Here is a 15,520-nt window from a genome sequence, read left to right on the forward strand (position 1 = left end):
CCGTCTTCTCGGCGCAAAGTATTGAGTCTTCCAGAACAAAACATTTCTAGTGCCCACTTTCGAAGCTAGGCTCTATCACCACAACATGCGTGGCCGAGAAATTGATGTTCAAATACTTAAAAACGCCTTCTCCCGGTTTCGTCACGGTTACTGTTGCTTGATCATTTTCCTTAGAGATTGACAGATTAGCGTCACTGCCAACGTTTGATCGAACAATAGATTCGATCTTTTCTTGATTAGCTCCCAAAGAGTATGAACGGGCTGCTTCTCTAGCAGCATTGTTAACTCGGGGTTCCATTGAGATCTGGAAGATTCCACTCCCACACAAAACCACAAGAATCAAAAACAACGGAACTGTTAATGCCCACTCCACTGTGACCATTCCTCGTTCGCTTTCGCTACCAGAACACCTGAATCTAGCCATCGCAATCCACAGCTTTCATAGCCTACTCATTTCCGTTTCACTTATTTTCATCGGTGCATCCTTTGCCTAGCGGGGTGGCGCAGTGTGTTCGCCACCCCGCTAGAATCAACCATCCATTGCGTAAGTACTTCCTAAATGCCAAGCATCTGCCGGAAGATATTAGCGATTAGCTCTCGAAGCCACTCCTGCTTAGAAAGCCAAAGCAAAATTCCTGCAATTCCCGTTGTAGCAACAGTACCGATTGCATACTCTGCTGTTACCATTCCTGCTTCAGTACGCTTTGCGCTACGGTTGATCTTTTCTTTCAACAGCTTGATAGTCATTGTTTTTCCTTTGATTCCTTGGAATCACCCTTTGGTGAATTCCTTAGTTATTCCTTGATTTCGTCTAGACGATATAAGCGTGCCCAATTTTCAAAATTCACATCGCTGCCCAAGAAAATATGTGGAAAAGGAAAACACTTTTCGTTTTGTGGAGAACTTTTAATGCACGTAGCCCACCTTTCACAAAACATTTTGGGCAGCTAAAACAACTACAGGTAGCACGCCAATCAACATAAATGCAGGTAGAAAGCATAAACTCAAAGGAACAACCAGCCGAGCACCCAAACGTGCTGCTGCTTCTTTTGCTTGGCGCTGGCGAGTCAAGCGAAGAGTGTGTGCGCTCCGTTCTAGAAGAGGTACCGGAGCAGCACCGTCGTTCCACGCGGGTTCTAAAGATTGAGCGAGCAATTGAAACCTCGGATTTGTTCCTTCCCAAGCCTCACCCCACCTTGCTCCCATGATGAGTGAGTTCGCCACTTCAGTTAGAGCTCTGGGACTACCTAAATTTCTTTTCCCACTTAGGTTTAAATACTTTCCAAGGCTCAACGTCGCATTGCCCACGGTATCGTCATTTCCAAGAGCAACATCGACCGCTTCTAGAGTTCTAGGAATTGATATTCCCGCATTTAATGCTGCTGCGGCCAAGTCTAAGATAATTGATTGATCCACATATAAATGTTGAACACCCAAGCCGAACAAACGCCTTTGTGCAGCAAATCGAATCGGTTTCCCTGAGTTACTTCTCTTAACACCTGAACCAAATTCTGCTCTGGGACCCCAAAGGACAAACGCCACAATGAAGACAAGAATGATCGTCATAGTTGATCACCGTGCAACACAGCTAGCTTCACCATGCGCCGGACCATCACGATTCCACTAATTTCAGCCAAAATCCCAAACCCTAATGCAAAGTTTCCGATCAAAGAATTCAATAGAAAATCGATCGGGTCCACCCCTAGAACATACCCCGTCACAATCCCTAATAAAGGAAGCGCGGCAAGCATTCGTGCGGAAGTAAGCGGTCCTGCCATAGCCACTTTTCGAGCCGATGCCGCTTCACTTGCTTCAGTTATTCCCGCAGCACATGAGTCAAGTATCTGAGCCATGGGAGCACCTGTTGCCTTACCCATCCGACACACCGCAAATGTTCCAGCCAGCGAGTTTATAACTGCAGGAGTTACATTTTTCTTTCTCTTTTGAACCCAGTTCATATCCAGAATTTGCAACAAGGCAACCGGAACGCCTTCATCATCGAGCACCTCAGAAGGACCTTTCCCTTTACCCATCCTCACGTCCTTTGCGAAAACTTGCTCATCTCCGCTACATTTAGCAGACTCCACAGCGAAGTGATGGTGTTCCAGTGTTTTTTGCCAAGCACTCTCCACTGTTGACCCACACCGTAGACGGGTAGCCACTTCCGTCACGAGGAGTCCCATATCAACCGACGACGTTCGCTTCTGCTTCGGCTCCTTGTTTCGGCTGCGTCTCCACCGAGCTCTTTTCATTTTTTCCTTGCGGAATTCTCCAGTAACCGGGATCTCCATAAACAACACATATAGAACTACAATGAGTAATACAACGTTGTATAACACCTCAATTCACCTCATCCCCAAACCTCGGAAACACCGAGCCTAGCCTCTAATTTTGCTATCCCCGATCCTCTCCAAAGTTCCTTTTGATCTGCGCTAACGCTAAGTGCCTCAACACAAACAAGTTCGCCACCAATTCTTTCCATTCCCGAAACTTGCGCAACGAATCGGCGTCGCCCCTCTCGTTTCACGTGAATAACCGCATCTAGTGCCGACGACGCCTGTGCAGCCACCGTTGCCTCGTTCATTCCAGCAAGTGCACCAAGCGCAACTAAGCGCGCGGGTACATCTTGAGCAGAGTTTGCATGAATTGTGGCCCAGCCACCTTCGTGCCCAGTATTAAGGGCGCTCAGAACGTCACGAACTTCCGCACCACGGCATTCTCCAAGTACGATTCGATCAGGACGCATTCGCATCGCCGCTCGCACCAGCTCACTCATTGATATCTCTCCAACACCTTGCACATTGGCATGCCGAACTTGGAGATGAACGATGTGAGGATGCATAGGTGCAAGCTCTGCTGACTCCTCAATAATTAGGATTCGCTGATCAGATGGCACAAGCGAAAGCACCGCATTGAGAAACGTAGTCTTTCCAGCACCTGTTGCGCCGGAAATTATGATGTTGGCACGGTTTTCAACCATCGCACAAATGTATTTCTCCAGCTCAGGATGGATAGACCCGCTAGCAACTAGCTCACTTACCGTCAAAACCTTTGACCGATGCGTACGAAGAGAAATTAGAGTTCCTTGTGCAGAGAGCGGTGGCAACACGGCATGGAGTCGAATCCCACTCGGAAAAGTCCCATCAACAATAGGGCTAGCGTCATCCAAACGTTGACCACAACTTGCCGCAAGCCTCACCGCGAGCGCACGAACACCACCGTCACTCTGAAGCTGGGGATCATCAACTTGAACTGCTTCCAATCCGTTTCCTTGATCAACCCACACTCCATTAATGCCATTAACCAAAACGTCTGTGGTAGCTGGATTTTCCAACAAAGGCGCCAAAGTACGCCCAGCTCCAACCAGTTCATACCGAACCTGCGAGTGGAGCTGGGCCAGCTCTTCGGTAAACATTATCGGTACCTGTTCCAAGGCATGTACCATCGAAGTCCCCGCCGCTAACCGCGAACGAATCTGGTGAATTTGTTGATTCGAATATCTCATTCGGATTCCACCTCAAGTAGGAATCTTTCACAGATTGTTTTCACGTCTTTTGCAGTTCCAGATCGATGCCGATCACCCGGGGTCATCCCGTGTTCAATATCGCCGTCGAATGATTTTTGTTCACGTAAGTTATAGACCCTCATACAGTTGAGGACTTGTGATATGTGCGCCAGGTGGTTCTTCGAGTGGGCGTTTTCTACCACAACTGCAGTCGGGCATCCTTTCCCAAGTTTCTCGAGTTTTATTTTCGTTACTGCCAGATTTAGTTCTGCTTCTCCGGTAACGACGACGATGAAGTCACACCACTCAAGCCACATGTTTTCAGCACTAGTTGCGCAAATGACGGACGGCGCAAAGTCCAGGACCGTCCAAGCATTTACCTGTGCAAGTGCAGAAATAACTTTGATTCCTTGGTCATTATTGAGCGGAACACCCCCACGATGGTCTGCAGACAATACTTTTACTCCATGCCAAGAAAATAATGAATCACACAGCCGTCCTGCCAATAAAGCTCCACGTCCATGCAGGTCAACCCAACGTTTTCCACTCGCGTCAGTTCTGGATAGCAACATATCTATCCCCACCGATCCAGGGTTCATATCTACAAGAGCTACATCTTCCCCTGATTGTCCGAGGGTACGGGCAATCCATGCACTTAGGGTTGAACTCCCAACTCCTCCCTGAGCTCCAATCACCCCAACCACCCTGCCTCGAACTGTGGCGCCCACTGCAACCATTAGCTCAAGAAGGTCAGCGGCATCTTCCCGGTATTTAAGGTGAACCACGCCTTTGGCAAAATAGGGAGCAAAGAGTTCGTGGAAACTCGCCTCTACTTCGCCGTCATCGCAACCTAGGGAAGAAAACCGCAACACCCCTTGGGAGAGCTCTGAGCGTGAAACGTGAGCAATTTCTACCCCAACTAACTCTGCAAGTTTTCGAAGCTCGTCGAAAGCATCTTGATCATGCCCTACGTAGATCACGGAGGTAAGATCTACCTGTGATTCGGCGGATGGAGTGAAATTTCTTGATCGATGAGAAGTAGTCATAGTGCAAGTGTGGCGAATCACTGCCAGCACAGTTCCCCGTTTAACACATCTGTGGAAAGTCGGCATTTATCCACAATTTCACGCCACGCCGGGTCATTTTCGCCTACCAGCGTGTGAAAACCAGTAGCGTTCGAATAAGAATTATTCACAAGGAGATGAACGTGACCACACCTACCGATCCATACAACTCCGCATCACGCCGTCCTTTTGACGACGACGAAGTGCTTGCACCGCTTGAAGGCGACGCCTCTGCCGATGCCGAGAAGTCCGGACCATCCTATGGTGATTCCGACTTGTTCGCGTGGGATCAGGCATTTTCCGCACAGAGCGCATCAGTAGCAGAAGATCTGTCAAACGACGATGCTCCAGCTCTGGACGAGTCCTCGCATGCTGACATACTTGCAGGGGAGAACTCTGTTGAAGTCATCTCTGAAGGTGAATCAACTCCGTCTGAAACAAAGACGTTCGAGTCCATCGACGAATCTAAAGATTTTGACCAGCCTACAAACGACGCGTCGCAAGCTGCTACCGGCTACAACTCGCTTCCCAATGAGGATCGCAAGAACGCAACGCTTTTCGATGTTGCTTCTGCTCACTCGGCTGACGAAGCAGACGATGCTTCGCGCCCAAGCCGTACCCACGCGCTTAACCGCGACGAAAGCTTCGCTAGCGCCCTTTCGCCCGACGATGCAACCACCTCAACGGCCAGTGCCGGCACAGGTTTTGCCGCTGGTGGCATGGCCGTTGCCGCCGCAACTGAAGCTTCCTACGCAAACGATAGAATCGGCGTCGCCTCTGATGAGGACGATCAGCGCAACGGTTTCATGAACGGAGTTACTCCAGACGATGATCAGCGCGCTCGCTGGTCCACCGATCCGGGTGAAGATGCCTATGTAGACGTCCCGGAGGAACCTAAGTCCCGTATAGGCGCACACTTCGGCGCTTTCTTCGCCACGCTACTTCTCCTTCCATTGGCTTGGTACCTCGTTTCCGACGCAGGTGTTCGCCTCGGCATGGTAAAGAACAACCCGTGGGAGACGGGATCGCTGAACTTCTTGGCAGTCGGCGAACTCCTCGCCGGCTTGATCGTTCTTCTTGTGATCTTCTTACTTGCACGCGCTTCGTCGATAGGCGCACACGTTATTGGTGGGCTCCTTGCTATTGCAGGATTCGTTGCTATCATCGTCCCAGCTCAAGGAGCGCGCTTTGCCACGGCCGTGGACGATGCCATCGGCTCGTACAATGCTTTTACCGGAAACGTTGCCCATCACCTCAATCTTGACCTTGGAACCGGACGAATCGCTGTTCTAGGCTTTGTTCTTTTGCTTGCGGGAATCGTTGCACACGGAGCACGACGCCGCGGTGCAGTTCGCGCAACCGCAGTTACGCGCCGCGAATTCCTAGTAAAAGACGCAGACGCACCAGCTAACTGAGCAAGGGGGACGTCAGCCGTGACTTCTCCAGCCGATAATTCTTGCGTAACTATTCCCGGACCTTGGGAGCATCGACTCATCCAGGCTAACGGAGCCCAGTTTCACGTCGTTCATGCTGGTGAACACTCTGCCCATAAACCGTTGATAATTCTGGTTCATGGTTTTCCACAGTATTGGTGGGCGTGGCGTAATCAGATTAAGCCTATTGCCGACGCCGGTTACGAAGTGATCGCAATTGATCGGCGTGGAATCGGCGGTTCGGACAAAACACCGAATTCTGAAGATTCCCTGCTCTTGAGCCACGACCTTATCTCCATCGTACGTTCGATGGGTGCATCAAGTGCTGTGCTTGTGGGGCACGGACGCGGAGGCGGCTTTGCATGGTCCGCTATTTCGATGGCTCCGCACCTGTTCAAGGGCTTAGTTACGGTATCTTCCCCACACCCTCGTACCCTTCACCGACTTGGTTCTCACATCACGTTCAAAGCCTGGCGCCACGCCATTACCTCATTCATTACGCCACTTTCACAGCCTGGACTAATGAATGAGCAAACCATGGAGAGACTCTTGAAGGAATGGTCTGCTCCACATAACAACGGTGCCGCAGGTGAGGCTAATTTATACGCTCAGGCGATGCGGCTACCTGGTGCTGCTCGGTTCGCCCTCGCTCAGCTCCGCTGGACGATGATGGCGCAACAGTCCCTCACCGGACGCAAGTATCTGCGTGAATCCGCGAATCCAGTTGAAATTCCTGTGCTCGCGGTACGAGGCAACCTTGATCCGTTACTCCCAAAGCGAGCTTGGAATAAGGATCGGGAATTTGCTTGTGGCCGCTACGAGCGCAGGAGCATCGCCGACGCCGGGCATTTCGTTCCCGAGGAACAGCCAGAAGCATTTACGGCAGCTCTTCTCGAATTCCTGGCTACGCTCTAGGTCTTTCTCTAAAACGATCGAAAAGATCAGCTCATAAAAAGCGAGTAGGATGGGCACACTTGAGTCAATGCACACTCTTCGCACGCAGGTTTCCTAGAATGGCAAACTTGGCGGCCGTGGTCGATGATTCTATGGCAGGTATCCGTCCAGATTTCTGGAGGAAGCAGTACCGCAATATCTTTTTCAGTCACAACGGGATCCATTGAGCGCGTCCAACCCCAGCGCCGCGAAAGCCTACCTACATGGGTATCAACTGTAATTCCTGGCACTCCGAAGGCATTTCCTAATACGACGTTCGCCGTCTTCCTGCCAACCCCACGCAACGAAACTAGACTTTCCAGATCGTGTGGGACTTCACCGTCGTACTTTTCCACTAAAGACATAGAGAGTTCTTGAAGGGACTTAGCCTTGGCTCGAAAGAAACCAAGCGGACGCAAGATCTGCTCTAGATCTGAACGGTTAGCTTCGGCCATATGCAAAGCATCCGGATATTTCCTGAATAGTTCGGGCGTGACGCTATTGACTCGGGCGTCCGTCGTCTGTGCAGATAAAACAGTGGCGCAAAGTAACTCAAAAGCATTCTGGTGTGATAGGGCACACTTAGCGTCGGGATAGAGTTTTTCGAGCAGCGCAACTATTGCTCTAGCGGCATCTTTTCGTGTGGACACCGAACGAGGACGTGCCGGAAAAGCCTCTTTTGCCACTGTTTTCGCCATTTTGCCCCTCATACTTTTTCATCGACACTGAAAAGAAATCTGACCAAAATCACTTAATTTTCGCAGAACGTATGCTAATCAGTCGAATACGTGGCAAAATTTAATTTGATATGACCTCTCCCACAAGTGCACACTGTTAGTGTACTAATATTCAGTCCTCAAAAAGATAAGCAAAGTAAAGGAAGGAATTCGGATGGATTCCAACGTTCTTGGTAACGTCGAGCTCTTCAAAGGCCTCACCGACGAAGACCGCCAGGCCTTAGCCGCATTAATGTCAGAGACCTCCCTGAAGCGTGGAGAGTCGCTTTTCCAGGAAGGTGATTCCGGAGACCGGCTTTACTTAGTCGCAGACGGTAAAGTGAAGCTTTCCCACACCGCAGATGACGGTCGCGAAAATCTTATCGCAGTGCTTGGACCTGGTGAAATCATCGGCGAGCTTTCGCTCTTCGATCTTGAGCCACGCTCCTCAACCGTTACTGCAATTGCACCAACTCGTCTTTTAGTTCTCTCCCATGCTGAAATGCGTCAGTACATCGAAGAGCATCCAAAACTTGCAATTTCGATGCTTCGCCAGCTCGCTTTACGCCTTCGCAACACTAACCAGCAGATGGCCGACTTGGTATTCTCTGATGTTCCAGGCCGTGTTGCAAAGGCTCTCCTTGACCTCGCTGAGCGTTTCGGCGAGCGCACCCCAGAAGGCATCTACGTAGCTCACGACCTCACTCAAGAAGAGCTCGCACACCTCGTTGGTGCATCACGCGAAACCGTAAACAAGTCCCTTGCAGACTTCACCTCTCGCGGATGGATTCGACTCGAAGGTCGCGCCGTTCTTCTCATCCAGGTTGCACGACTTCAGCGCCGCGCACACTGATGACGTTGTAAGTTCTGGCTAGAATTTACTCCTACATACATCGTGGGTGGAAACAGGATTCTGTTTCCACCCACGATTATTTTTAGGTATTTAGTTTTTCGTATTAGAAACACCCAAGACTATTCACGCACAAGCACTGTGAGCTCAATTTCCACCGGAGCATCCAAAGGCAAAACGGAAACGCCTACCGCGGAACGGGTGTGAATACCGTCGTCGCCAAAAAGCTCACCAAGTAGTTCGGAAGCTCCATTGATAACGCCGGGTTGGCCGGTGAAATCCGGAGACGATGCGACGAATCCGGTAACGTGAACGATCTTTTCGATGCGATCAATTCCGCCAGCAACGGACGCTGCCGCAGCCAAAGCATTAAGGATCGCAGTTCGAGCTAGATCTTTGGCGTCATCGGCACTAACCTCAACGCCCACCTTTCCACTGAGCGGAAGCTTGCCTTCAACCATCGGCAACTGCCCAGATGTGCGAACTGTATTACCGATTTTCTGGGCAGGAGTATAGGCAGCTAACGGAGCAACCACATTCGGAAGTTCAATACCGAGCCTACGAAGTTCATCACTAATCATTTTTTGGTCTCTTCATATAGGCAACTGGATTGGATCCGTCAGGGCCAGGAAGAACCGTCACAAGCTCCCAGCCGTCAAGTCCCCAGTTATCAAGAATTGCTTTTGTATTATGTACCAAGAGAGGCACAGTTACATATTCCCATTTAGTCATGAGTTAAGGCTATGGGCTGTATAGAGAGTTCGGCAAGTGCTCAACGATTAGCGAACCGTGGGACATGCCCGGTTCGTAACTCAACTGCCAATTGGTCCTCAGAGACAGTTATGCGACGATACCAGTTATTTTCATTTGGGTAGCGTCGCAAGATTGCTCGGCGTTCGCGTTCAGTTAAGCCGCCCCAAACGCCAAAGAGCATATTGGAATCAAGCGCATCCGCTAAACATTCGATTCGTACTGGGCATCCGTAGCATAGCTGACGTACTTGGCGCTGAGCAGAACCGCGCACGAAAAGCGCATCCGGATCAGCTTTTGCACATGCACCTTGTGCAGCCCACGTTTGATCTTCATATACCAACGTCATTGTTGATCTCTTCCTCTCAGCCAAACCACACATAGTTTCAGTGATAGGCATCACTAGAATTCTACTCATTATTCCTAAAAAACGCACATTAGGACCGCTAACATCAGAACGCATTTGCACAATACCGCAGGATATAGCGATTTATACCTAGTTCTCACCGTCTCACAAACCGAAAATACGCATGCAAAATCCGGAAAAAGCAAATGATTTTTGGCTCGAACATAGGGCAGTGGAGCTAAGTTTTGCAAGATTTAGAACAAAATCTGCCACTTCGTGGTCAGGCACGCGAAATTGGCACACAAACCAAGTATTCTGAACTACATGGCAAGAAGTTCTCGAGATGAAAACATGAGCGCAATGCAACTCTTGGTAGTTGTAGGCTCGTTTATCGCGTTGTGTATTACCGGAGGTCTGCTGGTTGCAGCCACGGCAATCCCGATGGTTGCGTCCGCAGGTACCGCTACCAATGCCGGACTCACACTATTCGATGACCTTCCAACCAAGATCGATTTCACTCGCCCTTCTGAGCAGTCGGTTATTCGCGCTTCTGACGGATCTGAAATCGCTCGTTTCTACGCGGAGAACCGCATCGTCGTCAGTTCAGAGAACATTTCGCCGATGATTAAAAATGCCGTTATCTCCATCGAAGACGAACGTTTTATGCAACACAACGGCATTGACGCCCAAGGAATCCTGGGTGCTGCGATCAATAACTTCACCGGTGGAAATCTTGCCGGCGGTTCATCAATTACTCAGCAATATGTAAAGAACGCACTGATCGAAGAAGGACGAATCGCAAACGATGCTGAGCAGATCGATCAGGCAACTGCGACCACGCTTACTCGTAAACTTAATGAAGCACGCTACGCAATTGCCATCGAAAAGCAGCGTACCAAAGACGAGATCCTCACCGGATACTTAAATATCGCTCAGTTTGGTCCTTCACAATGGGGTGTAGAAGCCGCATCACGATACTTTTTCTCCGTTCCTGCCAACCAGGTAACACTTGAACAAGCTGCAATGTTGGCTGGAATCACCCAGGCGCCTAACCGCTGGAACCCAATTAAGAACCCTGAGGAAGCTAAGGATCGCCGAGACGTCGTCCTAAGCCAAATGGCTCGACTCGGCTACATCTCAAAGGAACAGCGTGATGCCGCTATCGCAGTTCCTGTTGAGCAGATGCTGCATGTAACGCCAACCCCTAACGGATGTGCTGCTGCTGGAAATGCCGCATATTTCTGTGAGACCGTAGTTAATGACGTTCTTAACTCCCCCGAATTTGGAAAATCACGGGACGAACGCGTACGTCTTCTCTATCGCGGCGGACTCGAGATTATGACGACGCTTGATCCTAAGGCGCAAAACGACGCCTATCAAGGACTTACTTCGAATCTTCCTGTTGACGACCCATCGTCAATTCAGGGATCTATTAGCGCTGTTGAACCAGGAACCGGAAAAATCTTGGCAATGGTGCAAAATACACGATACGGCGATGCTTCAAAAGAAGATCCTAATTCCACGAAGTTGAATGTTAACGTTGGCCGCTCACGTGGTGGCGGGGGTGGCTTCCAAGCAGGATCAACGTTCAAGATCTTTACCCTGGCCCAGTGGTTTAATGCTGGAAAGAGCGCATCTGACCAGGTAAACACCTCTGAGAGAAACTATCCTGCTTCGGCTTGGAAAATTTCTTGTATGCCGGAACTCGCCGGTCCCTACGGCCCCAAGAACAACGAGGGTGAAGGTGGCGGAATGCGCACCGTTGCCGAAACCACTGCCCGGTCGTTAAACGCTGGTTTTGCCTCAATGGCTACCCAGCTAGACCTCTGTGACATCACAAAGATCGCGAAGGATATGGGTGTTGAACGTGGTTCCTTGGCAACCGCGAAGGACGTTACCGAACTAGCTCCACTCGGAGCTAAGGAAGGCGATCCTCTTCCACTCGTTCCCAACCCAAGTATGATTCTGGGTACGAACCCAGTAACCCCACTGTCCATGGCTAACGCCGCAGCGACTCTTGCGGCTGATGGAAAGATGTGTACACCAATTTCCTTTACGGAAATTCGCGACCGCAGCGGCAAGACCTTGGCGAAGCAAGATTCTAACTGCCGCCAAGCAATTGATGCCGAAGTGGCACGTAAGACTACCTCTGTTCTGCAACAAGTTATCTCTGCACGCTATGGAAGCGGTACCGCAGCTCGACTAGCCGACGGGCGCCCGGTTGCTGGTAAAACCGGTACCGCAAATAATGCTTACCACGCGTGGTTCGTCGGATTCACTCCTCAGCTTGCAACCGCTGTCTGGACTGGACACATGACCGGCAATGAGCCGATGCTTAACGTTAGAGTTAACGGACGCTTCTATTCCGTTCTCTACGGTGGAACCGTGGCAGCGTCGTCCTTTGCGGACTTTAATAACGCCTACCTAGCTGGAAAGCCAGCCGCGTCCTTCAAGTCACCGTCTGCGCCAGTGACGACGTCAGTTGACGCAGAGGTAGAGAAAAAGGCGCAAGAGCAACAGAACCAACAAGCTAGCGGCATTCCAAACCTTACCGGTCAAGAGATGAACCAGGCAGCTAAAGCCTTGCGTGACGCAGGTTATAAGGTGACTGCTTCAGGCGCTTGGTCCGATAAGCCAAAGAACACCGTGATCAGTACCAACCCGGCAGCTGGATCCACCGTGGAGCCAGGCTCTTCTATTGACCTCGTCGTTTCTCAAGGACCGAAGCCGTGAGACTGAAGCCTTTCCTTTGGGCAGCACCCTTTGTGTTTGCAGCTGGTATCTGTGGCGGTTCCGCAGTTCACGCACACTCATACAAATTACGACGCCGCACAGTTTTGGTTCCTGACGGTTCCACCCAGATTCAAACTGCCGACGACGAAGAGCGCGCGGTAAAGGAAGCACGAATTGCCGCGAATGCACTGCGTATCTTACATATTTCCGACACTCACCTGCTAACACGTCAAGCAAAGCGTATTGCTTTTTTACGTAACCTTGATGTTCAAGCACCGGATCTGATCATTATCACGGGTGACCTTATTGCCCAGGCTACAGCTATTGAACCGCTGATGGAAGCGCTCTCAATCTTTAAGGGCGTTCCCGGCGTCTTTGTGTTCGGCTCAAATGACTATCATGCACCGCAGCTAAAGAACCCATTTCGATATTTAGTGAAGAACTCCAATGAATGGAATCAATCTAAGAAATCTCCTGCCCTGTTGCCAACGGCAGAACTAACCTCCCGGTTGGAGGAGATGGGGTGGATGAATCTCAATAACGCGCGAGCTCACCTCAATGTGGGCCTGTGGGATATTGATTTCGTTGGTGTGGACGATCCGCATATTGGCCGTGACTGCTTACCGAAACCAATCCCAGCAAAGCACGAAATCGGGCCGCATTCCATTCAGATTGGCATCACTCATGCTCCATACCGCCGTATCCTCAACCAGATGCAGGACGACGGCTGCCATCTGATCTTCGCTGGGCACACCCACGGCGGTCAGATTTGTTTGCCGGGTCACCGCGCACTGGTTACTAATTGTGATATTCCGAAACGCTTCGCATCTGGTCTATTCCGGTGGCCACTTGGAAATTTCCAACCAATACACGGAGACGGCGCAGTTATAGGCTGGAGCTCGCACGAAGAACCACACGATGCGATCGTGCAGATTTCTACTGGAATGGGAACGTCACCTTTTACTCCGTGGCGCACCTTCTGTGCCCCTGAAGTTATTCAGATGGACGTCATAAGTCTTTAATACACGTCTCGAGGACCACAAATTTTCACAAACGCTCTATTTTCAGATATTATGGAGCAGTTGCATGAGAAATCATGCGCACTACTTTCGGGGTGTGGCGCAGCTTGGTAGCGCGCTTCGTTCGGGACGAAGAGGCCGTGGGTTCAAATCCCGCCACCCCGACCACTTGATACCTCGCAACTCGGTTTGCCGCGTTGCGAGGTATCTTATTTGGTTCGAACTATTTACACGATTGGACTTGTTCACGATCAGCATTTCCAACGAATCACGGAGTTTGCGATTCGTCTCCATTTTCACATGAGCGTTCCATTTCTCTCTGAGGTAGTGGACAATGGAAAGGCATAACTGAGAGGGCAGATAAGATGAAAATCGTAGTTGCTTACAAATGGGCAGCAAATCCTCAAGACGCCTTAGTTTCCGACGACGGCGTCGTCAATTGGGGAAAGAAACGTTCTATTTCGGAGTACGATCCAGTAGCGATGCGTGTTGGACGCATTCTTGCCGACGCTACCGGCGCTGAGCTCATCGGGATTACCGCTGGCGATTCCTCTTGTGCGGCCCCTAAGGCAACTCAGGCAGCCGCGGCACGTGGACTTGATCGCCTCGTCGTCGTAGCTGATGATTCTCTTTTGTTCGCTACACCTGATGTGTACGCACGTACGCTTGCTGCCGCCGTCCGCTCCATCGGAGACGTCGACCTCATCATCACGGGCGATGCCTCTGCTGACGTCGGTGGCCGCGCAGTCCCAGCGCTCCTAGCTGCTTACCTAGGTGTACCTGCCTTTGCCGACGTGAACTCAATTGAGTCAGTGGACTCCCATTTGGAAGTAACACGTCACTTCCAAGGCGCGCACCAAGTTCTCAAACTTTCGTCATGCGCAGTTCTTTCAGTCACCACAGATGCATCCTCCATCCCGCTTATCGGTATGAAGGACATGATGGCTGCACGCAAGAAGCCAGTTGACAAGCTAGACCTTGCCTCCCTTAATATTGAAGCTCCAGCTGGAACAACTAGCGTTATCAAGACGGCGAAGCCAGAGGTCCGTGCCCGCAAACACGTTATTTTCGATTCTGGTCAAGCCGCGAGCGAGCTCGTTGTTGCTCTTCGTGAAGAAGGAGTGTTGTAAGAATGTCTACTTGGATTATCGCCAGCAGCTCTGCAAGCATCTCAGCTATCGTTGAAGCAGCAGGTCCCGAAGCTAACCTATTAATCGTGGGCGACGAAACCCTTGCTTCACAGCTCTCGAACACCCCGGTTGCACGCATCGTGCACGTTCCACTTCTCCAACTTCCTGAGCTCTACGCCCCTACTGTGGGTCAATGGCTTAAAGAGCAAGGTGCAGACACTATCCTCGCTGCAGATTTTGCATCCGAGCGGGCACTCGCAACTGCAGCAACGGTTGCACTCAATGGAGCTTGGATTTCTTCGGCGTCGGCGTGGAGTGCGTCTGAGCGCAGTGCAAGTGTTTCCGTTGCTGGCATGGCACTCGAAACTGTTAAGGCTCAAGGACCGGTTGGACTGGTCCTCCCTAGTAGCGATATTCCCTGCGGTAGTTCAACAGACGTCGAGACGGTTTCTCTTCAAGCTTCCGAAGGCGTCGAGGTCGTTGAAACTCAACCTGCTGTTTCGTCGTCATCCGATCTTTCCCGTTCTGAGCGTGTAATTGGCGTCGGTCGTGGAATCGCGCAAGAAAAAGACCTTGAGATGATCAATAAGCTAGCTAAAACGATTGATGCCAAGGTGGGAGCTACACGTCCACTCGCCGAGGGTCACGGATGGTTTGATTCCTACATCGGTTTAACCGGGCAACCTGTTACCGCAGAACTTTACATGGCAATTGGGGTTTCTGGGCAAATCCACCACACAGGAGGCGTTCGAGAATCTCGTATTATCGTTGCAATCAACGAGGATCCGCAGGCACCGATTTTCCAAGAAGCCGACTACGGAATCATTGGAGATCTCTACGAGGTTGTTCCGGCTATCCAAGCAGCACTCTAATATTTGCTGATTTTTCGTGGGCCGGCACTGTTTTTAATGCCGTCCCAATTCTCACCCTGAGCATAAATCTTAGGGCTTAAGTACTAATCCCCATGTAGAGTATTTATCAGAGCACTTCGCTACATCAGTTATATCTTAGATACCTAGTTCATTGCTAGGAAGCTTAAAA

17 protein-coding genes and 1 tRNA gene are annotated in these 15,520 nt (G+C 50.6%); 8 read left to right on the plus strand and 10 right to left on the minus strand.

Annotated features, from left to right (window positions below; all coding sequences use genetic code 11):
- Window positions 1-46: 46 nt before the first annotated feature.
- From EIH22_RS09145 to EIH22_RS03505, 6 genes are all read right to left on the minus strand, one after another.
- Window positions 47-424, minus strand: coding sequence for a TadE family type IV pilus minor pilin (locus EIH22_RS09145; RefSeq protein WP_124054402.1), 378 nt, complete (start codon window positions 422-424; stop codon window positions 47-49).
- A 131-nt stretch (window positions 425-555) separates the two neighbouring features.
- The gene (locus tag EIH22_RS03485; protein WP_124054403.1) at window positions 556-747 is read right to left on the minus strand and encodes a DUF4244 domain-containing protein; all 192 of its coding nucleotides are present in this window, start codon (window positions 745-747) and stop codon (window positions 556-558) included.
- A gap of 180 nt (window positions 748-927) precedes the next feature.
- Window positions 928-1,566, minus strand: a complete 639-nt coding sequence (locus tag EIH22_RS03490) for a type II secretion system F family protein (protein WP_124054404.1) — start codon at window positions 1,564-1,566, stop codon at window positions 928-930.
- On the minus strand, window positions 1,563-2,252 hold the full coding sequence (locus EIH22_RS03495) for a type II secretion system F family protein (RefSeq protein ID WP_124054405.1): 690 nt from the start codon (window positions 2,250-2,252) through the stop codon (window positions 1,563-1,565). Before EIH22_RS03495 ends, EIH22_RS03490 begins: the two co-directional genes overlap by 4 nt.
- Before the next feature lie 98 nt (window positions 2,253-2,350).
- Complete coding sequence (locus tag EIH22_RS03500) at window positions 2,351-3,505, minus strand: TadA family conjugal transfer-associated ATPase (RefSeq protein ID WP_200829156.1); 1,155 nt, start codon at window positions 3,503-3,505, stop codon at window positions 2,351-2,353.
- Window positions 3,502-4,551 (minus strand): hypothetical protein, encoded by a 1,050-nt coding sequence (locus tag EIH22_RS03505; RefSeq protein ID WP_124054406.1) that lies wholly within the window; start codon window positions 4,549-4,551, stop codon window positions 3,502-3,504. Before EIH22_RS03505 ends, EIH22_RS03500 begins: the two co-directional genes overlap by 4 nt.
- Window positions 4,552-4,712: 161 nt before the next feature.
- Between EIH22_RS03505 and EIH22_RS03510 the strand changes: the two genes are divergently transcribed.
- Entirely contained in the window at window positions 4,713-5,984 is a 1,272-nt protein-coding gene (locus EIH22_RS03510; protein ID WP_124054407.1) for a hypothetical protein, read from the plus strand.
- Window positions 5,985-6,002: 18 nt separating this feature from the next.
- Complete coding sequence (locus EIH22_RS03515) at window positions 6,003-6,917, plus strand: alpha/beta fold hydrolase (protein WP_124054408.1); 915 nt, start codon at window positions 6,003-6,005, stop codon at window positions 6,915-6,917.
- Window positions 6,918-6,943: 26 nt separating this feature from the next.
- Here EIH22_RS03515 and nth read toward each other — a convergent pair whose 3' ends face one another.
- A complete protein-coding gene (nth, locus tag EIH22_RS03520) occupies window positions 6,944-7,633 on the minus strand; it encodes an endonuclease III (protein WP_124054409.1) in 690 nt (229 codons plus the stop codon).
- Window positions 7,634-7,826: 193 nt separating this feature from the next.
- Between nth and EIH22_RS03525 the strand changes: the two genes are divergently transcribed.
- Window positions 7,827-8,504 carry a Crp/Fnr family transcriptional regulator gene (locus EIH22_RS03525; RefSeq protein WP_124054410.1) on the plus strand — a complete coding sequence of 226 codons (678 nt, stop codon included), beginning with the start codon at window positions 7,827-7,829 and terminating at the stop codon, window positions 8,502-8,504.
- 119 nt (window positions 8,505-8,623) lie between these two features.
- On the opposite strand, the gene EIH22_RS03530 is transcribed toward EIH22_RS03525, so the two are convergent.
- From EIH22_RS03530 to EIH22_RS03535, 3 genes are read right to left on the minus strand one after another with little or no spacing between them, the layout of a single operon-like run.
- On the minus strand, window positions 8,624-9,082 hold the full coding sequence (locus EIH22_RS03530) for a RidA family protein (protein WP_124054411.1): 459 nt from the start codon (window positions 9,080-9,082) through the stop codon (window positions 8,624-8,626).
- A complete protein-coding gene (locus EIH22_RS08960; RefSeq protein WP_200829158.1) occupies window positions 9,075-9,233 on the minus strand; it encodes a hypothetical protein in 159 nt (52 codons plus the stop codon). Before EIH22_RS08960 ends, EIH22_RS03530 begins: the two co-directional genes overlap by 8 nt.
- A gap of 40 nt (window positions 9,234-9,273) precedes the next feature.
- Window positions 9,274-9,600, minus strand: coding sequence for a WhiB family transcriptional regulator (locus tag EIH22_RS03535; RefSeq protein WP_124054717.1), 327 nt, complete (start codon window positions 9,598-9,600; stop codon window positions 9,274-9,276).
- Between the two features lie 321 nt (window positions 9,601-9,921).
- Between EIH22_RS03535 and EIH22_RS03540 the strand changes: the two genes are divergently transcribed.
- The 5 genes from EIH22_RS03540 to EIH22_RS03560 all read left to right on the plus strand — a co-directional run bounded on the left by EIH22_RS03540 (window position 9,922) and on the right by EIH22_RS03560 (window position 15,351).
- Entirely contained in the window at window positions 9,922-12,330 is a 2,409-nt protein-coding gene (locus EIH22_RS03540) for a transglycosylase domain-containing protein (RefSeq protein WP_124054412.1), read from the plus strand.
- Window positions 12,327-13,352, plus strand: a complete 1,026-nt coding sequence (locus tag EIH22_RS03545; RefSeq protein ID WP_124054413.1) for a metallophosphoesterase — start codon at window positions 12,327-12,329, stop codon at window positions 13,350-13,352. Before EIH22_RS03540 ends, EIH22_RS03545 begins: the two co-directional genes overlap by 4 nt.
- A gap of 88 nt (window positions 13,353-13,440) precedes the next feature.
- Window positions 13,441-13,517, plus strand: a tRNA-Pro gene (locus EIH22_RS03550).
- A gap of 197 nt (window positions 13,518-13,714) precedes the next feature.
- Entirely contained in the window at window positions 13,715-14,479 is a 765-nt protein-coding gene (locus tag EIH22_RS03555) for an electron transfer flavoprotein subunit beta/FixA family protein (protein WP_124054414.1), read from the plus strand.
- A gap of 2 nt (window positions 14,480-14,481) precedes the next feature.
- Window positions 14,482-15,351, plus strand: a complete 870-nt coding sequence (locus EIH22_RS03560; protein ID WP_124054415.1) for an electron transfer flavoprotein subunit alpha/FixB family protein — start codon at window positions 14,482-14,484, stop codon at window positions 15,349-15,351.
- Window positions 15,352-15,520: the final 169 nt, after the last annotated feature.

Origin of the sequence: Arcanobacterium ihumii (assembly GCF_900604515.1) — a bacterium.
GTDB classification, from domain to species: domain Bacteria; phylum Actinomycetota; class Actinomycetes; order Actinomycetales; family Actinomycetaceae; genus Arcanobacterium_A; species Arcanobacterium_A ihumii.